At 44.3% G+C, this 19776-nt stretch carries 18 protein-coding genes; 4 read left to right on the forward strand and 14 right to left on the reverse strand.

Translation table 11 applies throughout. The annotated features are described in order from the left end of the window. Positions 1-94: 94 nt before the first annotated feature. Positions 95-1276, reverse strand: coding sequence for an ankyrin repeat domain-containing protein (locus KFK88_RS08355; RefSeq protein WP_223578523.1), 1182 nt, complete (start codon positions 1274-1276; stop codon positions 95-97). Between the two features lie 201 nt (positions 1277-1477). Here KFK88_RS08355 and fabV point away from each other — a divergent pair, with 201 nt between their 5' ends. Then, positions 1478-2659: an enoyl-ACP reductase FabV gene (gene fabV / locus KFK88_RS08360; protein ID WP_223578525.1), complete on the forward strand. Its 1182-nt coding sequence runs from the start codon at positions 1478-1480 to the stop codon at positions 2657-2659. A gap of 415 nt (positions 2660-3074) precedes the next feature. Here fabV and KFK88_RS08365 read toward each other — a convergent pair whose 3' ends face one another. The 6 genes from KFK88_RS08365 to mpl all read right to left on the reverse strand — a co-directional run bounded on the left by KFK88_RS08365 (position 3075) and on the right by mpl (position 8125). Then, a complete protein-coding gene (locus KFK88_RS08365; RefSeq protein WP_223578527.1) occupies positions 3075-3623 on the reverse strand; it encodes a hypothetical protein in 549 nt (182 codons plus the stop codon). A gap of 87 nt (positions 3624-3710) precedes the next feature. Continuing rightward, complete coding sequence (locus tag KFK88_RS08370; RefSeq protein ID WP_223578529.1) at positions 3711-4316, reverse strand: LON peptidase substrate-binding domain-containing protein; 606 nt, start codon at positions 4314-4316, stop codon at positions 3711-3713. Beyond that, a complete protein-coding gene (locus KFK88_RS08375; protein WP_223578531.1) occupies positions 4309-5070 on the reverse strand; it encodes an ABC transporter permease in 762 nt (253 codons plus the stop codon). The genes KFK88_RS08370 and KFK88_RS08375 overlap by 8 nt, the downstream gene beginning before the upstream one ends. Then, positions 5067-6002: an ABC transporter ATP-binding protein gene (locus KFK88_RS08380; RefSeq protein ID WP_223578532.1), complete on the reverse strand. Its 936-nt coding sequence runs from the start codon at positions 6000-6002 to the stop codon at positions 5067-5069. Before KFK88_RS08380 ends, KFK88_RS08375 begins: the two co-directional genes overlap by 4 nt. Before the next feature lie 150 nt (positions 6003-6152). Beyond that, positions 6153-6776 (reverse strand): flavin prenyltransferase UbiX, encoded by a 624-nt coding sequence (locus tag KFK88_RS08385; protein WP_223578533.1) that lies wholly within the window; start codon positions 6774-6776, stop codon positions 6153-6155. Further along, a complete protein-coding gene (gene mpl / locus KFK88_RS08390; RefSeq protein ID WP_223578825.1) occupies positions 6773-8125 on the reverse strand; it encodes a UDP-N-acetylmuramate:L-alanyl-gamma-D-glutamyl-meso-diaminopimelate ligase in 1353 nt (450 codons plus the stop codon). Before mpl ends, KFK88_RS08385 begins: the two co-directional genes overlap by 4 nt. 321 nt (positions 8126-8446) lie before the next feature. Here mpl and KFK88_RS08395 point away from each other — a divergent pair, with 321 nt between their 5' ends. After that, positions 8447-9712 (forward strand): 6-phosphofructokinase, encoded by a 1266-nt coding sequence (locus KFK88_RS08395; RefSeq protein WP_223578534.1) that lies wholly within the window; start codon positions 8447-8449, stop codon positions 9710-9712. 162 nt (positions 9713-9874) lie between these two features. Here the strand turns inward: KFK88_RS08395 and KFK88_RS08400 are convergent, their stop codons facing one another. Beyond that, the gene (locus KFK88_RS08400; protein ID WP_223578535.1) at positions 9875-10300 is read right to left on the reverse strand and encodes a hypothetical protein; all 426 of its coding nucleotides are present in this window, start codon (positions 10298-10300) and stop codon (positions 9875-9877) included. A 250-nt stretch (positions 10301-10550) separates the two neighbouring features. Then, on the reverse strand, positions 10551-11171 hold the full coding sequence (locus tag KFK88_RS08405) for an energy transducer TonB (RefSeq protein WP_223578536.1): 621 nt from the start codon (positions 11169-11171) through the stop codon (positions 10551-10553). Between the two features lie 151 nt (positions 11172-11322). Here KFK88_RS08405 and KFK88_RS08410 point away from each other — a divergent pair, with 151 nt between their 5' ends. Beyond that, entirely contained in the window at positions 11323-12789 is a 1467-nt protein-coding gene (locus tag KFK88_RS08410; protein ID WP_223578537.1) for a rhomboid family intramembrane serine protease, read from the forward strand. A 31-nt stretch (positions 12790-12820) separates the two neighbouring features. Here KFK88_RS08410 and KFK88_RS08415 read toward each other — a convergent pair whose 3' ends face one another. Both KFK88_RS08415 and KFK88_RS08420 read right to left on the reverse strand, forming a co-directional pair. Continuing rightward, positions 12821-14257, reverse strand: a complete 1437-nt coding sequence (locus KFK88_RS08415) for a B-box zinc finger protein (protein WP_223578538.1) — start codon at positions 14255-14257, stop codon at positions 12821-12823. Positions 14258-14408: 151 nt separating this feature from the next. Further along, positions 14409-16409, reverse strand: a complete 2001-nt coding sequence (locus KFK88_RS08420) for a sodium-translocating pyrophosphatase (protein ID WP_223578540.1) — start codon at positions 16407-16409, stop codon at positions 14409-14411. 206 nt (positions 16410-16615) lie between these two features. On the opposite strand from KFK88_RS08420, the gene ppa reads away from it, so the two are divergent. Further along, positions 16616-17146 (forward strand): inorganic diphosphatase, encoded by a 531-nt coding sequence (gene ppa, locus KFK88_RS08425; RefSeq protein WP_223578542.1) that lies wholly within the window; start codon positions 16616-16618, stop codon positions 17144-17146. A gap of 94 nt (positions 17147-17240) precedes the next feature. On the opposite strand, the gene KFK88_RS08430 is transcribed toward ppa, so the two are convergent. The 3 genes from KFK88_RS08430 to KFK88_RS08440 all read right to left on the reverse strand — a co-directional run bounded on the left by KFK88_RS08430 (position 17241) and on the right by KFK88_RS08440 (position 19764). Continuing rightward, entirely contained in the window at positions 17241-17768 is a 528-nt protein-coding gene (locus KFK88_RS08430; RefSeq protein ID WP_223578544.1) for a hypothetical protein, read from the reverse strand. After that, positions 17765-18331, reverse strand: a complete 567-nt coding sequence (locus tag KFK88_RS08435) for an RNA polymerase sigma factor (RefSeq protein ID WP_223578546.1) — start codon at positions 18329-18331, stop codon at positions 17765-17767. The genes KFK88_RS08430 and KFK88_RS08435 overlap by 4 nt, the downstream gene beginning before the upstream one ends. A 425-nt stretch (positions 18332-18756) precedes the next feature. After that, positions 18757-19764 carry a DUF2333 family protein gene (locus KFK88_RS08440; RefSeq protein WP_223578548.1) on the reverse strand — a complete coding sequence of 336 codons (1008 nt, stop codon included), beginning with the start codon at positions 19762-19764 and terminating at the stop codon, positions 18757-18759. Positions 19765-19776: the final 12 nt, after the last annotated feature.

Consider the following 19776-nt stretch of genomic DNA (forward strand, 5'->3'; position numbering starts at 1 on the left):
TATTATTATAAAAATAGTTGGGGGTACAGAAATTGAAATCACCCCCAACTCTTGGTCTCAACGGTTAGTTATTGAAAGTAAATAGACCTTAACGCTACTTCAGACTTTCAAGAAAGCCAGTAATTTCCTTTCGCCCTTGTAGGCGCTTTGAAGTAACCAAAGGCGTTAAGCCATTTGCATCCTTAACGTTCACATCGGCTCCCAACTCAACTAATACTTTTACTGCTTCTAAAGACTTTCCCCATACAGCGGCATGTAATGCAGTTCTGTCATACTTTGCTTTACGGTTAATCTCTGCACCATACTCTACAAATAGCTTAACAAGCTTTGGTTGATTGGACTCGGCCGCCAAATGTAAAGGAAGTTTGTTAAATTTAATAGGTAAATTAACTTTCAACCGATCTTTTTCATAGAGCTTCTTCACTTTGGCTACATTACCTTCTTTAATAAGCTCATAAGCTTTGTTAGAAAACTGTTTTACTTTTTCAGCTTTAAGCTTAGCTTTCTCAATAAACACAGCTTTTTGTGCTAGGTACTCTTCAACTTCTTGGGAAGACATCAAGACCGCAACATTAGAACCACCTTGTTCAAACCGAACTACCTCACCACCAACACTATAAAAGTTAGCAGCGCCACTTAACCCTTCAATAGCAAAATGATTAACCTCGCGTTCATCAGATTGGATACTTGTTTTACCGACATACTTGATCGTCACTTCTTTAGAATCATTTTTGTTCAAAAAAGCATTCTTTAGGGTTTTGTCAGAAAACATAACACGTGTTTCAAAGCCGTCTTCAGCTGGAAGCTGCGGTAAATATCTTAAAAAGACATTCAGAGTCAACGTATCCTGCGGATAGCTACGCTCTACCACTTTTGAGCCATAATCTAACTCATAATCCATCTCATCGAAGTCTGCTTCAATTTCACGCTTTAGCTCACCTCTTCGGTACTGCCTATTAACGATAGAAATCGGCATAAGGTAGTTATCACTTTTAGCCTCAGTAGCAAATAACCCTGAGCGAGTTCCAAAATCTAAAGTATCGCTAAAACTAACTATGTCGTCATCAACATCAGTTTCCATGGCAAGCATCGCTTGTAACTTAAAAGATACCTTTAACCCATCCTTTTCTGTTTTCATTTCAGAGCCCAGTTTATAGTGAACCTTGCTAGGTATTTTGCTTGGATCTAAAGATAATTCGTCCCATTTCACAGAAGCCGATACGTCCATACTGGCCACTGTCAACGCCATCAACACCACAAAACTTTTAAATAACATTTCTTCCTTTCTCCTTCGATGATTTATTATAATGTTTACTAGTTTTCAAACTGCTGCATAGTCTATTCAGGCCATAACTTAATAGCAAGGCTCCGGGCTGCCCTAAATTCGACCTGTTTCCCAATCAATAAGCTGGTAGTACCCCTTTACCCCAAAAAAACGTTACAATAGCGCCATATTTTTATCTGGAGTTGTATTTTTATGATTATTAAGCCGAAAGTACGTGGTTTCGTTTGTACCACGGCGCACCCTCAGGGTTGTATCGCTCACGTCAATGAGCAGATTGAATACGTTAAGAATAATAAGCCTGAAGTTACGGCTGATAGCCCTAAAAATGTGTTGGTTATTGGTTCTTCGACGGGTTATGGCTTGGCGTCGCGTATTGTGTCGGCGTTTGGTTATGGCGCTAAGACTTTAGGTTTGTTCTTTGAGAAAGAAGCCACTGAGAATAAGACGGGGACTGCGGGTTGGTACAATAATCGTGGTTTCGAGTTGGCGGCTGATGAAGCTGGGCTTTGGAATAAGTCGATCAATGGTGATGCTTTCTCGCACCAAGCAAAAGAAGATGCGATTAAGATCATTAAAGAAGAGATGGGCAAGATTGACCTAGTGGTTTATTCATTAGCCTCTCCACGCCGTCAAGATCCTGACTCTGGCGACGTTTATAAGTCTGCGTTAAAGCCTATCGGTGAAGCGGTCACTGAAAAAACCTTGAATACTGACAAAGGTATTGTTCACGACATTTCAATCGAGCCGGCGACGGAAGACGATATTCAAAACACGATTAAAGTCATGGGCGGCGAAGACTGGGAGCTTTGGATGAAGGCTCTGGACGAAGCTGGCGTCTTGGCGGATAACGTGAAAACGACGGCTTATACTTATATTGGTAAAAAACTGACTTGGCCAATTTATGGTCACGCCACCATTGGTAAGGCAAAAGAAGACTTAGACCGCGCTTCGCATGCTATTCATGAGATGTTGCAAGACAAGTATAACGGTACGGCTAACGTTGCGGTACTGAAGGCTGTAGTGACTCAAGCAAGCTCAGCGATTCCTGTCATGCCGCTATACATTTCATTACTCTATAAAGTCATGAAGGAAAACGGTGTTCATGAAGGGCCAATCGAGCAGATTCGTGAGCTTATTGCCGATCAAATGTACGGTAACGATGCGACATACGACGATACTCGCCGTTTCCGCGTTGACCTAAAAGAGTTAGACGACAAGATTCAGGGCGAAGTTGAGCGTCTTTGGGAAATCGCTAACACAGAAAACATTGGCGAGATCTCAGACTACAAAGGCTACCAGCATGAATTCTTCAAGCTGTTTGGCTTCGAAGTTGATGGCGTGGATTACGATAAGGACACAAGCCCTATCGTTTAAGTCAATGCTTGCTCTTACTAGGGCATTTACTGTAAAAATAAAAGGCACCGCTACGGTGCCTTTTTTATTGGCACGATTTGTAGAAATACTTTGCAGTATGACCCAAGCCATATTTGCATTAATAATTCTTATGAAATACTCTTTAATGCAGATGTGGTTTTGGCCTTAAGTCACCACTGCATAACCTGTCAGAATAATTTACATTTCTTTGAAAAACAAACACTTCCAAACGTGTGTTAGTTAACATTTTTACATTGTACGGTATAGAAAAATACAATTAATACAGTTAATCTATATTCATTGTTTGAGCTTCATTGTCTTCCCCAATACTCAAACGAGTTAACTTAGATAGGTTTATCAATGCGCAAGCCATTAGCCCACCACCTGGTGGGCTCTTTTTTGCCTGAAAGAAAAGTTAATGATTAATTCTGATGTAATGATTAATATCTTCGATAACTCGATTCAATGCCTTATTGTCAGCACCCCAGCCTGACCAAGCACTTGCGTCAGCATAAAATTCAGGCTGACCAATAACTACATTGTTAGAAACATCTTCAAACTTAACGTCCATTAATGAAGCGGTACCTCCAGCCATCGCACCCGCAAAAATACGTGTTGCCGTATTGATGTACTTTATTTCTTTTATACGTGGAGAAATAGCTAACGTTCTTTTATCAGATGGAGTAATGGTGTCCCCTTCCTCTAGTATCACAAACTCTTTATTAGAAAAGGTCGCACTCAACAACTCTTTTAAGTAGCCATCCATTTTATCTCTGGCGTCTATATTTGCCCCATCATCTGCAAAGTCAGGGCTTATAGTTATAGGGTACAAAGCTACCCTTTCAAAGGCTTTAAATGGTACTTTGGGTGGTAATGCTGGACCTTGAGGTTGGGTTAATCTTGTTGCGCATGCAGTTAAAAATAAAACGCCAAGCAAGACGATAAATAATTTATAGTTCTTCATATGTATCCCTGTTTTTTTGGTTTGAGTAAAAATCCTGCGAAATAATCTCAGATTTGGTGCAAAAGCGCAATGAGTTATAAATTCTTATTACTTCAGCCAAGCCAACATCTGATACAACATGGCGATTCGCGTATCCAACCGGCTTTCCTCTAATACAGCCTGCTTCTGTGCTTCGGATACTGGCAAAAACTCTGTCAGCCGCTCCACAATAAAATCCATGTGCTGCCAGCGTTCTGGGGCCTCAAGAATTTCGACTTGGGGGTGTTTACCTAGATCCATTAAGAGATCAATCAATTCATTTTGATGTTCAGTGATCGGCTCTTGCGGTAGGTTCTCTAAGAATGAGATGTTGGCGCTAATGAGCTTATCGGGGAGAATTGAAGTTGAGTTAATTCTGACACGCTGCTTACCGAGGCAGGTAATCAATAAAATACCGTCTTCCCTTTGATCAAAGTCGACGATTTCAACGTAAGTGCCGTAATCAAAAGGCGTCGCCGGGATCCCTGTTTCGTTGCCTTTTTTAATGAGGCAAGTAGCAAAACCTTGTTCATTAGATAGTTGTCTAGCAATCATGTCCAGATAGCGTTGCTCGAAAATTTGCAATCGAAGCACACTATCTGGGAACACAACCCGCTGGAGCGGGAATATGGGAAGAACTTGATTCTCGCTTCTGATGCTCTCTGCGCTAGGCACGTAAGCCAATACCTCGGTTCAGTAGGTACATCGCGAAGAAGGTTAATAAGCCGATAAAGACAAAGATAATGCCGAAGGCGATACCAATCTGAATATCAGACTTACCAAGGAAGCCATAGCGGAAAGCATTCACCATATAAATGATAGGATTTAATTTGGACACGCCTTGCCAAAACTCAGGTAGCAAACTGATCGAGTAGAAGACACCACCCAAATAGGTTAACGGCGTCAAAATAAAGGTCGGGACAATCGCAACGTCATCAAACTTCTTGGCAAAAACCGCGTTAATTAAACCGCCAATGGCGAATAGTATCGAGGTCAATAAGACCACGCTAATCACCACCCAGAAATTGTGGATCTGCAAATCTACAAAGAACGATGCGATAACGGTTACAACAAGCCCGGTCAACAAGCCACGCAAAACACCGCCGCCGACATAACCCGCGAGAATCACCCAGTTGGATACTGGCGAAACCATCATTTCTTCAATCGAACGTTGATACTTTGAGCTAAAGAACGACGATACAACGTTACCGTAAGAGTTTGTGATCACTGACATCATGATCAAACCCGGCACGATATACTCCATATAGTCGAAACCGTCCATCTCGCCAACACGAGAACCAATCAAATTACCGAAGATCACAAAATATAAGGTCATGGTGATCGCTGGTGGTAATAAGGTTTGTGTCCAAATACGAGTCCAGCGAGTAATTTCTTTAACAACAATGGTTTGGAAAGCAACTAAATTCATGACTTCTGCCCTCCGTGTGGATTTTCAACCAGACGCACAAATAACTCCTCTAAGCGGTTTGCTTTGTTGCGCATACTCAACACCGTAATATCGTGCTTGCTCAGTTCTTGGAACACGCCATTCACACCAGCACCTTTATGGACATCGACTTCAATCGTGTTTTCGTCGCGCACTCGTACCTCGTACCCATTCAGCTGTGGCAGCTCCGCTGGTAAACCCGTAGTGTCTAAAACGAAAGTTTCCATATCGAGTTTGGCCAGCAGACTTTTCATGCTGGTATTTTCAGCAATTTCGCCGTGATTGATAATAGCGATGTTGCGGCACAAGCTCTCAGCTTCTTCGAGGTAGTGGGTTGTTAGAACAATGGTGGTTTTCTTCTCGCGGTTTAATTCTTGCATGAAGTCCCACATCGAACGACGTAATTCAATATCGACGCCAGCCGTTGGCTCGTCCAGAATTAGCAGTTTAGGATCGTGAATCAATCCACGCGCAATCATCAAACGACGCTTCATACCACCAGACAGTTCTCGTGATTGAGCATCACGCTTGTCCCATAAACCCAACTGTTCGAGCAAAGGCTGTGCACGCTTTTTCGCTTCTTTGCGCGGAATGCCGTAATAACCCGCTTGTTGCACCACGATCTGCTCAACGCCCTCGAACATGTTGAAGTTAAACTCTTGTGGCACTAACCCTAATTGCTTTTTGGCGTTGGTCAGGTCGCTATCGATATCGTGACCGAACACCTCAACCTTACCGGCGCTCTTGTTGACCAAAGCGCTAATAATGCCGATAGCTGTAGATTTACCCGCACCATTTGGCCCAAGTAACGCAAAAAAATCACCCTGCTCTACTTCGAGGCTAATACCTTTTAACGCTTGTGTGCCATTATCGTAGGTCTTGCATAAGTCTTTAATAGATAATGCTTTTGTCATTTAAGTACCATGTTTTTATTTGTCACATCACTCCACAAGTAAACTCAGGAGCGCGGATATTGTCATCCTGAACTGGATTCAGGATCTCATAAAACGTAAATCTCATACCAGAAAAGATCCTGAGTCAAGCTCAGGATGACAGCGAAGCCGTCAATTACCGCTGTAACCCCAGCGATGTCCAAGGTCGTGCTCTAGATCCAAATGATCAAGAATACGCGCCACCATGAAGTCGATCAAATCATCAATCGATGTCGGTTCGTTATAAAAGCCAGGAGACGCAGGCATAATAGTGACGCCCATCTGCGATAAGCGAGTCATATTCTCTAAATGAATCGTATTAAACGGTGTTTCACGCGGGACTAGAATCAACTGCCCCCGCTCCTTCATCACCACATCCGCGGCACGCTCAATTAAATTATCTGAAGCACCGTTAGCGATGGCGCTCAAGGTTCCAGTGCTACAGGGGCAGACAATCATCTGCTTTGGCGCACTCGACCCGCTCGCCACCGGTGACATCCAGTTATCGCTGGAAAAGGCTTCAAGCGTATCGACTGGAAGGCCTAACTGTTGGGTCAGCTCTTTCTCAATGGTGCTGGGTGATTTGTTAACTTGCACACCGCATTCAGTAGCCAAGACCACGCGCGCAGCACTGGACAGCATGAGGTACACTTTTTGATAATGCTTCGATAACTCTTGCAGCAGCTTCAACGCATAAGGCGCTCCTGATGCTCCAGTCACCGCTAAGGTAATTGCCTTGTCTTGATTATTGCTCATTCAGCCAGTTGCTCCAGCAGTTTTTGATGAATGCCACCAAAACCGCCATTACTCATTACAAGAATTTGGTCACCCGATTGTACCATCTTTGAAACTGCTTGCAGAATGGTAGGCACGTCTTCTAATATCTGGACGCTTTTGAGCTTTTCAAGCTGTTCTTGCGGGAACGTCCAGTCGTATTCAGCAGGTTTGTGAATGATCACTTCGTCTGCTTCTTCCAGCGTAGGGATTAAAGTATCTTTATGAATCCCTGATCGCATGGTCGCTGAGCGTAAATCTAAAATTGCGATGATGGTCTTATCGCCGACCTTTTTTCTGAAACCTGATAAGGTGGTTTGAATCGCTGTTGGGTGATGTGCGAAGTCATCATACACTGCAACTCCGCCCGCCTCGCCTTTCAGTTCCATTCGACGCTTAACGTTTTGAAACTCAGACAAAGCATCACAGCAGTGGTGTGCAGGAACGCCTGCATGACGTGCCGCAGCAATCGAGGCCAAGCCATTGACCACGTTATGCATGCCGATGAGAGTCCAATTCACCTCACCTTGCTTTTCGCCCGCAAAAAACACTTCGAAGTGGCTACCGTCCTCTGCTAATAACTTAAACTGCCAGCCATTGTCAGGGCCGATTAGCTCTTTCTGCGACCAAAAGCCCATATCAACAACATCTTGCAGATACTGCTCATCTTCCGGGTAAATGACCAGGCCATTGCCTGGGACGATTCTGATTAATTGATGGAACTGAGTTTTGATGGCGTCGATATCTTTAAAAATATCCGCATGATCAAACTCAAGATTGTTCATTATTAAGGTGCGCGGCCGATAATGTACAAACTTAGATCGTTTATCGAAAAAAGCCGTGTCGTATTCATCCGCTTCGACCACAAAAAACGGCGAATCGGTTAAGCGCGCCGATAATCCAAAGTTCTCAGGAATACCGCCAATTAAGAACCCAGGATTAAGATTGGCATACTCTAGAATCCATGCCGTCATACTCGACGTGGTGGTTTTACCATGCGTTCCCGAGGCTGCTAGTACCCACTTATCGTTTAGAATATTCTCCGATAACCACTGCGGCCCAGAGCGATAATTCAAACCCTGCTCAAGCACATACTCCACCGAAGGATTACCGCGAGACATCGCATTACCCACCACCACACAATCCGTATGCTCGGGGATATGCTTCGGATCAAAGCCCTGAATCAGTTCAATGCCCTGCTCCTCCAGCTGAGTGCTCATCGGCGGATAAACGTTCTGATCACTACCACTGACCGAAATCCCCTGCTGCTTAGCCAGCAAAGCAATCCCGCCCATAAAAGTACCGCAGATGCCTAAAATATGAATATGCATGTATGAATTATCAATAATCTGATGAAACTTTGCTGACAATCATAAGCCAAGCATGATTTTTCGTCATCTTTTCAGGAAAGAAATCTCAAAATACGGTAAAATCGCCACAATTTTGCAGGTTTCATCACCTGTCATGACACATTCAGTTAATGAGCTGAACTATTCGCGTCACGAGCAAAACGGTAAGCGCGGCAAAATTAGCGATAAACGATGATTTTATGTACTAATAAATGAAGAGTTTTGAGCTAATTTTAACAATGCTTACTGTGGCGCAGTAGCTAATAGGAAGCTCGATAGCACAAGTTTTACAGAGGAAACTCTATGCCAAAGAAAAAATATAACGCCTTCTACGCCCAATCCGGCGGCGTAACAGCAGTCATCAACGCGACAGCCTGTGGCGTGATTGAAACAGCGCGCAAATCACTCAACATCAATAAAGTCTACGCAGGCCGTAACGGTATTATCGGTGCTTTGCGTGAAGAATTAATCGACACCAGCAAAGAAACTAAGAAAGACATTGCTGCACTAAAGCATACGCCTTCTGGTGCTTTCGGTTCTTGCCGCTATAAGCTGAAAAGCCTTGAAGAGAACAAAGCCGAGTATGAGCGTTTAATCGAAGTATTTAAAGCACATGACATTCGCTATTTCTTCTATAACGGCGGCGGCGATTCGCAAGATACGGCGCACAAAGTGTCTCAATTAAGCGAAAAGATGGGCTTCCCAATCACTTGTATCGGTATTCCAAAAACCGTGGATAACGATTTACCGATTACCGACAACTGCCCAGGCTTCGGTTCGGTTGCTAAGTATGTTGCGGTTTCGATTCGTGAAGCAGCGTTTGACGTTAAGTCGATGGCGGAAAGCTCGACTAAAGTTTTCGTGATGGAAGTGATGGGACGTCACGCAGGCTGGATTGCAGCGGCAGGCGGTTTAGCCTGCGAAAAAGATGGCGACGCGCCACACATTATTCTGTTCCCAGAAATCGCTTTCAATAAAGAAAAGTTCTTAAAGAAAGTCGAGCGCACCGTTAAGAAACACGGTTACTGCGCGATTGTCGTTTCTGAAGGCGCGGCTTATAAAGACGGCACCTTCCTTGCTGACGCAGGCACAGTGGATGCCTTTGGTCACAAGCAACTTGGCGGCGTTGCACCAGTAGTAGCTCAAATGATCAAAGGTGAGCTTGGTTACAAGTATCACTGGGCAGTGTGCGATTACTTACAACGTGCAGCACGTCATATCGCCTCTGAAACAGACGTTGAGCAAGCCTATGCCATGGGTCAAGCAGCAGTTGAGTTTGCTGACGCTGGTAAAAACGCCGTCATGCCGACCATCGTTCGCAAGAATACAAAAACCTACCGCTGGACGGTTGGCGAAGCGAAATTAGCGGACGTTGCTAACGTTGAAAAAATGATGCCACGCAAATACATCTCACGTGACGGCTTCGGCATTACCGAAGAATGTCGTGAATACTTACAGCCACTAATTGTCGGCGAAGCCTACCCACCTTACAAAAACGGCTTGCCACAATATGTGGAGCTTAAAAACGAACTGATCAAAAAGAAGTTAAAAACTAAATTTGAAATTTAATAGTCTTATTTGCTAGTAAAAAGGCCTCGGTTGAGGCCTTTTTTATTGCTGAATCAATTCTGATGGTAGTTTCAAGTTTACTACTATCAAGCTCCACAACATAACGCCCGGGCTCAGGGCCGAGTAGCGAAGCGGAGCATCCCTTGGAGCCCATTGTTAGGCTTACAGTGGTGAGCATTTACCAATTTCCAAAAGTGGTGTATCACTTGAGCTGTCTGTAATTTCATTAACTGAAGGTAATACATTGTAATAACCTAATGTGTACGACAAAATATAGCGGCCATTATCTTTTTGCATTTTGAACTCTCCGCCAAGCCCTGAACAAAACAGGTAGCCTTGTTCGTTAAATGTTTGTTCACAATAAGCGAGTGGATACTTTGAACCAATTTGGGTTACTTTCAGCACATATTTTCCAAAATCAGATTTTGAAATTATGTATTTGTTTTCATCTGTTCTAAAGCTTGTTTCTTTCCAGCGCTTTGTCGATTCACTATATGAGAAGCCTGTTGACATATCGGCGACGCAAATGTACTGCTCAGCAAAGCAGGGCGAAGTTGTTAAGAGAAGGACTAATACTCCATATTTCATAATTTCTCCTATGAGCCTAACATTATATTACCAGACAGCGCTGATAACCTTTGATATTAGAATATTTATTTTCATTGTCGTGTTTGCTTTGCTGATAGTAGCAAGATCAGTAGGTTAGGGGAAGTGTGTGAGTGGGTAACTTGTCTTTTGGCGGGCCAAGGCCCGCCCTACTATTAAAGACACTGGATCCCGCGGTTAGCAACCCAAGGGAGTGCCCTCGGTACCGCGGGATGACGAAATAAAAATTGGATCACTCCTGATCCATATTAAACTCAATCTTGACGGTTTGGCCGACGCTGGCAATAGGCTGTCCATTTGTCATGGCGGGTTTGAATTTCCACTTACGTAAGGCCCTCATCGCTTCTCTATCAAAAATCTTGCGTGGCTCAGAGTCCATAACGGCGATATTAGACAAGGTGCCGCTGGTATCGACGTCGTATGTCAGTAGTACCCAACCTTCAAGCCCGCGTTGTTGCGCCATAATAGGGTAATTCGGTTGTGTGCGGTACATGGGCATGGCTTCGGACTCCTGAGAAAAATCCACTGCAGGTACATCTCCTATACCATCTGGTAGGCCGATAACGTCTGGCGTCTCAATAGACACCCACTTCTCTGTTGGAGCATCAATCTCGCTTGTGTCTATGGGATCGCCATCACTTTTTGGCGCTGGTTCAATCGCTGGTGGTTGTGGCGGTTTTACCACTTCAGGTGTCGGCTTAGGCTTTTCCTCAGGAATGGTTATGTCACTGAGCTCTACCGTTGGTGGCGGCTCTTCTTCTTTAATGTGCTGATCTTTGATCAGTAGGCTCATACAAAATAACAAGCCTGCAGTGACTACGGCGGCGAGTATGACAGATAGAATTGTTCTCATAATGTTCCCCTTTTTTAGTACTTTCAATTCTATAAACGGCTAAACCAATAAAAGGGGTTAAATTTTTTGTCATTTGTTTATAATTAGCCCAATGACGATAAACAATAACCATTGAGAACCATAATAACGACGAAGGATCGGAGCGCTTGCCATGCTTTTATTACCCGCTGAAAACGGTATTTCTAAGAAAAACCCGCCCTACTTAACTATTTTATTAATCCTAATGAATGTATGGGTATTTTACTTCCTACAGGGTGATGGAGAGAAAGTACACACTCAGGCATTAGAGTATTATAAGCAATCGGAGTTACTCGACGAGGAAAAAGATGCCTTTTACGACTACCTCCTTAATAACGATATAGACACCTATAACAATCTAAAAAGATTCTCTAACCGCTTATCTGATAGAGAGCTGATTAGCTATATTATTATCCGGAAAGATTTTGCACAGCACATAGAATCTCTAAGCTCGTACTCTCTTGAATGGAAAAACAAAAGGCAAAAACTTGAAGACATTCTTCAAAAAGATTTCACTAATAAATACCTTCTCAAAAACTATTCACCTAATGTTATAGATGCGCTAGTAGCCATGTTCATGCATGCAGACCACATGCATCTATTTTTCAACATGCTTTTCCTGTTCCTTTTTGGTTTCAATTTGGAGTTATTGATGGGAAGAGGAAAGACTCTCTTTCTATATCTGTTATCTGGTTTTGGGGCCGCTGGCTTTTATATAGTCACCTCATCAACAATTTATGGCTCTAGTCTCGGTGCGTCGGGAGCGGTTTCGGGCTTAATGGGCGGCTTCTGCGGCTGGTATGGACTTAAGAATATTCGCTACTTCTATTGGCTATTCGTGATTTTTGATTATGTAAAGCTGCCTGCGGCTTTGGTGTTTTTCTACTTCTTAGCAAAAGAATACATCATGTCGGTCATCAGCGATGACAATGTTGCTTATATGGCTCACTTTGGTGGTTTAGTTGCGGGCTTTATCTGTGCGCTACTATTTAAGTATTTACCTAAGAGCCGTACTGATAACAACGATGCCGAAGTTTCCGTCCCTGAAGTAGATACTCATCCATTGAAGGCTAAGTATGACGAAGCCTGTTCAGCTTTTCAGCAGCTGGAGTTTGATCGTGCCAGAACACTGTTTTCACAATTGATTGAGCAGGATCCGCAGAACATTGACTACTACACCAAGCTTTACGCACTGGAAAAGATTAACCCAAGCTCACAAACATTCAATGCACTGTGTAACCGCATCGTGCTACGAAATGTTAAGGATCATCAGTTTGCCAAACTTACAGACGTTGCTCTGGGTGAGTTAACCGGCAATGGTCAAGGGTTGAAAGTGCTGCCGGCTGAAACCTTAATTCAGTACGCCTTACACTTGGTCAAGAAGGGCCAACTGCATCAAGCTAAGCCGATCATTAACTTTGTGGTCAAGCACTATGACTTTAATGAGCAGCTACCAAAGCTTTTATTTCAGTTCGGTCTTGCTTGTGAAAAAAATGATGACCACACCACCTATCAAAAGGTGTTTACTTACCTAAGTAAAAAACACCCTGATACGTTTATTGGTCAAGAAGCTAAAAAAGCTTTAGCAAAGCCCAGCTAAAGCTTTTCTAGGATATGAAGCTCTTCACAGACTAAGCCGATGGTGCCTTTTGTTGCATTGATTGACACACTTGCCTCAACTGCTCGGCTTCTCTTTGGTGGGAGCCGCGAGGGTATTTGCTCAGTAATTTATTGACCATGCCAAGTGCTTTAGCGTCATCGTTCATGACTTCTGATTCGAACTTCGCTCGAGATAGCATTAACCAAGGTAAGTTAACGTCATTTTGCATTTTTTCAGATATCGAAGTGAGCTTGTTAACATCCTCAAGATAGCGCTTATGCTTCATTTGATTAATCAATACGGATCTTGCCATTGCATTCATTGGCCTAAAGTGGGGTTCATAAGCAACGATTTCTTGATATAAGCGAACCGCCTCCACACCAATCCCAGACAAGTTTGGATTTTGGAAGTAATTATTAGCTGCTTTTATCGCTCCAGCAGGATTTTGTCGCACGATGTTCAAACGCACCAAACGCTCTAACGCTTTAACCGTGTGCTTTTTGTCTTGTGCTAAATCGTAAAGCACATCTTCTGCATCCTCAAAACGCCCTTCTTGAATATAGACATCAGCTTTCGCCATTAAGCGCTTTTCAAGCGCTGACTCACTGTCGTTGTCCAGCAAGTTTTCAGCATCAATGCCGTAACCCAGCTCATTGTGATATTGGAATGCGACATAACCAAACATACTGAATTTTACGATATAAAAATACGCCAACGCTGCAAAGAGCATTGGATAGGCGATGGATTGTGGTAACCAGAAATGAAGCTGACTTTGTGCGAACTCAAGTCCCGTATCAATCAAGAAGGAAAAGCCAAAGAGTAATAAGTAGGGCCACCCAATAGCTTTAACGCAACTCGCTATTCGTGCTGGGTTTATCGCTGAAGTAACATGCTTCTCCATCGCTAAAATGATAAGCATGGCCGGATTAGCAAACGAAACGACGGCAATGTAGGGCAGAATGAAGCCGCTGCCAAAAATATGATACCCTATAAAACCAATGCCGATTATTGTCAAAAAGAGACCAATGACTTTGCCCGTCATCGAATCGGAATTAAAGGTTAACGCTTCATCATAACTGGGCGCATCGAACTTTCCCCTCGCCGTTCTGGTTAACACAGTGAAGACATATCCGATTCCAATTGAGTAAAGTGCCAGCAACAATAACAACTGAATCATCATGATTGGAATAAAGTCCGTGATCAGGCCGATCACAAACGCAATGCCCATGTACGTCAGTAAAAAGTTATAGGCATTCTTTTGCCAAGGATATTTATTAAATTCGGACAGTTTATTCCAGAAAGGCGTGACTTTATCGCTGACACCGTAGGATTCTAGGTGTGTTCGACACAGCAAACAGCGCGGCGCAATTTCACGCTCATGAATATCACAACAGTTCACGCAAAACGAAATGTCACACTGATGACAATACCACTGCGCTTTTTCATGGGTATGGTACTTACAATTCATTCCCTATTCCTTGAGTCATTATTATTTGAGACTTTTTATAAGCCATACACTTTAGCAAAGCTTAAGCAATATGAGAATTAAAGGAATGGATTTTAGGGGATAAAGTATGCCGCTGATGCATGAAACAACACCAGCGACACATTTAGGGGCTTTAAAGCAGTGGCGCTATGACCAAAGACACAATCGCCATCACATTAATTAAAATGTTCATTGATGGGCCTGACGTATCTTTAAATGGATCGCCAACGGTATCGCCAACGACCGTGGCCGCATGGGTTTCAGAGCCTTTACCGCCATGGTTCCCTTTCTCCACGAATTTCTTCGCGTTATCCCAAGCACCACCGGCATTCGCCATCATCAAGGCTAATGCTACGGCACTGATCAAAGCGCCACCTAACATGCCACCCAGCGCTTCCGCCCCGAGCAAGAAGCCAACCAGTGGCGGCGCTGATACTGCAATTACGCCCGGTAGAACCATTTTTTTCAAGGCAGCGGTGGTCGCAATATCCACACACTTTTTCGTATCTGGATCTGCTGTGCCTTCAAGCAAGCCTTTAATTTCACGGAACTGCCGACGAATTTCATGGATCATGGCAAACGCCGCATCCCCTACTGCAGTCATGGTAATTGAAGCGATTAAGAACGGAATAACACAACCAATAAAGAGCCCCATCAATACGGTGGGATCACCAATATGCAGCATGAAACTCGACCCTCTATGGGCCTCCAACGTTTCGACAAAGGCTGCGATAATGGCTAACGCTGCAAGAGCCGCTGCGCCGATAGCAAAGCCTTTACCAATCGCTGCGGTTGTGTTGCCGAGCTCATCAAGCGAGTCAGTGATCTTACGCGTATCTTCTCCTAACCCACCCATCTCGGCAATACCACCTGCGTTATCAGCAACTGGGCCATAAGCATCAATTGCCATGGTAATACCAACCGTCGCCAACATGCCCACTGCGGCAATGCCTACGCCATACAGGCCCGCCAATTCGGTTGAAATATAAATAATGGCAGCGATAGTTAAGATCGGAAGTACCACCGATTGCATACCTACCGACAAACCAGTGATCATAACGGTTGCAGAGCCGGTTTCACCAGACTGGGCAATTTTGCGCACTGGCTTAGCCGAGGTGTAGTACTCAGTGACTAAGCCAATAATGATGCCGCCAACAGCACCACATAATACCGCCATCCAGACATTGGTCGAAACGCCCATGGAGTTCAATAGAAAGTAAGCCGCTGCAATAAACAGTACCGCCGAGCCGATGGTACCAATTCGTAATGCCACTTCAGGGCTTTTGCGCGACATCATTTTGACCATCAGTATGCCCAAGATTGAGCAAATCAGACCGACTGAGGCTAACGCCAGTGGCGCCGACATGAGTGCGTTCTTGCTGCCTAAATCACTACCCACTAACGTCGCAGCGATGGCAATGGAGGCAATCATAGAGCCACAGTAAGACTCAAAAATATCCGAGCCCATGCCAGCCACATCGCCTACGTTGTCGCCCACGTTGTCCGCAATGACGCCTGGGTTGCGTGGATCGTCCTCAGGAATACCGGCTTCGACTTTACCCACAAGATCGGCACCGACGTCCGCAGACTTGGTGTAAATACCACCACCGACACGACTGAACAGTGCCACCGATGAGGCGCCCATGCCGAAGCCATGAATATAATGTGCGCTGGTAGGATCCGAGCCGAAGTACCAGTACAGTGCCCCGAGACCAATCAAACCAAGCGACGCCACGCAAAGGCCCATGATAGAGCCGCCAAAGAAAGCCACGCTTAAGGCCTCTGCGGGTCCTTTGCTGTGTGCCGCAGTAGTGGTTCGTACATTGGCTTTGGTTGCGGTGTACATACCGATATAGCCAGCCAGTGCTGATGATATAGCTCCTACCGCAAATGCTAGAGCAGTATTGGCACCGAGCGGAGAAACCCAGAGTATAATAAGCAAAATGCCCGCGAAAATTGCGAGCATTTTATATTCTCTGTGCATGAACGTCATGGCACCTGTGTGGATAGCATCCGAAATCTTCTTGATGGCGCTATCCCCTTCAGGGTATTTTTTTACCACGCCATAAATAACAAACGCGATAATCAATCCCAGCACACCTAGTGCTGGTGGCAGGTAAAGCATCTCTTGCATAAAGCCCCCATTTAGATTTATCTCTTTGAAAGTTATATAAATTTTTTTCTTTGCGTCCTCAGTCTATAGCAGTTTTAACAATTGTACAATTTATATACAAGATGATTGTTGATTAACCAATTTATTTTGTGAACAAAGACCGCTATAATACGCGCCCTCTGGGGGCTGCTGCCCCAACGCACTAACACGCAAATAAAGGTAAAGTAATGAGTTTGGATAACGTACCTGCTGGTAAAAACATCCCAGAAGAAATTAACGTCATTATCGAGATCCCTGCACACAGTGATCCGATCAAGTATGAAGTGGACAAGGACACAGGCGCAGTATTCGTAGACCGTTTCATGGCGACCTGCATGCACTACCCAACAAACTATGGTTATGTGAACCAAACTTTGTCAGCAGACGGCGATCCGGTTGACGTTTTGGTACCAACACCTTTCCCTTTAATCCCAGGTTGTGTCATTCCATGTCGTCCAGTTGGCGTATTAAAAATGACGGATGAGTCTGGTGAAGACGCGAAAGTTGTTGCGATTCCTACGGGTAAATTAAGCAGCATGTACCAAGGTATCCACGAAGTTGACGAGCTGCCAGAATTATTACGTAACCAAATCGAGCACTTCTTCCAGCACTATAAAGATCTTGAGCCAGGCAAGTGGGTTAAGATTGCTGGTTGGGAAGGCGCAGAGTCTGCTAAGAAAGAAATCCTAGACAGCATCGAAATGTTCAAAAACAGCTAATCTGTTTTAAGACAGCCTCATTAAAAAGCCCGCTAAACTCTTCTTGTTCGCGGGCTTTTTTCTGCCTGATGACTTTGGACAGGCTCGCTCAGTGCTAAACGACTAACTGACGCAGCAACTGACGCTCTTTTTGGTACAGCCAAAATAATCGCTGTTGAATACGGCCACTCTCTGGCTTTTGGGCTAGCGCCTCACGGTATTGCTGCTGTGCTTGGCGCAAGCTATCTAATGAATCCAGCGTTTGTGGCGACACAAGATGATTGCCGTCACGCACCATATGACCTAATTTCGCGTAATAAGACGCGTTACCTTGCTGAAGACTTTCTATAGTCAACACAAACACTTCTGGTGTTCTAGGCTGGTCTTTTTCAGCTTCTTCTTGTGCCACAGGCTGAGTATTGATAGCCGACGGGACACTTTGATTTAGGAATACTGGCGATAATGCCGCGATGAATAATACGCTTGCAGCAACGGCATAAAGCCACCACGGACGTTTAGTATCTTGCGGCATGTTTCTAGTGTCATCATGAATTGCTTGCTCAATCGCTTGCCAACGATCAGGGGCATGCGCCTCATTCGGCAAGTTTTGAAGCTGCTTTAATAGATCAGTCTCATTACTCATACTGGTTTCTCACTAGGATTATTTAGCAAATCCCTCATCAGCGTTCGTGCTCGATTGAGATGGGCTTTGCTGGTACCAGCAGCAATATCCAATTGCTGACTGATTTCTTGGTGGGTCATCCCCATCAAGTCATGCAATACTAGCACGTGCCGTGCCTGCGCTGGTAATTGAACAATCGTTTTTTCAAGATCTATTTGAGCGCTGTTATGCGTAGCAGACAGACTTTGCTCAACCTCTCGCTCCCAATCATGACCCTGCACTAAATCAAGCGTACTTTTCCGCTTATCTGCTAATACAGTGTTCACGGCGATACGATGTAGCCAAGTTGAAAACTGGCTATCGCCTTTGAAGGAAGCGAGCGCCTGCCATGCTTTTATAAACGTCTCTTGCATAAAGTCTTCAGCGTGCGTGCGACAACCTGACATTCTTAAACAAAGAAGAAAGATCTGATTGGAGTGATGTCTATAGAGTATTTCAAACGCGCTCACCGATCCTTCCTGAGCCTTTTTTACGAGGCTAAGAACAGATTCCGGCTCTAGTGTTACCGCTTCAATCGCTGACAAACGTTTTACTGCTTAGTGTTTTCTTATTAGATGATGATTGCAGTAAAAAGGTTTAAAGGCAAAGTAAAAAAAGCCCCGCATTGGGGCGCGGGGCAAAAAAGAGTCATTTCTAAACAAGATTTGGGGAAGAACATGACTCAATCGGCTTCCATGCCAACTACTATTCAACAATATCTATAGAGTACAAAAAGTAATCAACACTGATACTTTAACGAGACTGGCGTGAAGTTTTCGTCAAGACCCGATGTACTTGTAAATCAATAACTTAACTAACAATGAGCTACAGCAAGCTCTATAAAAACGTGGCTAAATCAACGTTTTTACGCTAGGAGTTATTATCGGTTCTTAAGATAGGAAGGTAAAATTGATTGATTTGATACCCATGATAGTCGTTTACTATCATGGGCTTAATTCTGCGATACAAGCTAACCGCGCTTTAACAGCTCAATAAGATCGATGATCGCCGCGTTAGCACGAGAAATATAGGAAGACATCACCAGCGAGTGGTTCGCTAAGAAGCCAAATTCGCTGCCGTTAACAATCATCGGACTCCAAATGGTTTCCTGGGTAGCTTCTAACTCCATGATGATTTGCTGGAATGATGCGACGGCATTCTTGTCTCGCAAGACGCGCTCGAAATCATGCTCCACTGCCTTTAAGAATTGGATGATTGCCCAAGTCGAGCCACGAGCCTCCCAAAACACATCATCGATCTCCATCCATGGTGTTCTAACCGTTACCAACTGCCCTTTGCCTGTTGATTGCTGTGCCGAAGGATCATTGGCTAAATCCGTATTCATCCGAGTACGACCAACGCTGGCACTTAAACGTTGCGACAGACCACCCAAGCGCTTACTGACGAGGTAAAGCCACGAACGCAAATTATCTGCACGAGCATAGAACTGCGTTTCCGTATCAGATGGGTCAGTCAAACGGTCACGATAATCGCGCAATAAGTCGACACCTTTTTGATATTCACGCTCCGCTCGCGGGAACATCCACTTTTTATGGTGAATATTAAAGGCTGGTTCTGCGAACTTTAACGCCTCATCTTCGAGAGACTGCGACTGTGAGCGACTAATGTCGTTTCTCAGCACCTGCACGATGTCACGAATTTGTACCAAAGCACCAAACTCATAGGACGGCATATTGTCCATAAACACGCTAGGCGGCAAGATGTCATTGCTCAGATACCCGCCACTTTTATTCAATAATGACTCTGCAACCTGTGCTACCGTTTCAACCGTGACATAACCAATTGGCGCCTCGCCTGGGAATTCCTGCCCGATTTTCTTGGTATCGACCGGCTCCGGCTCACTGCTCCACATAAAGATAAAAACGAGCATTAGGATTAGCAACAACACAACGGCTGTCACAATCCAAGTCAACTTTTTACGCTTTTTGGAAGCCTGTGGTTGAGTATCAAAATTCATGGCTCACCCTAA

This window comes from Kangiella taiwanensis, from assembly GCF_020005165.1.
Lineage (GTDB): Bacteria > Pseudomonadota > Gammaproteobacteria > Enterobacterales > Kangiellaceae > Kangiella > Kangiella taiwanensis.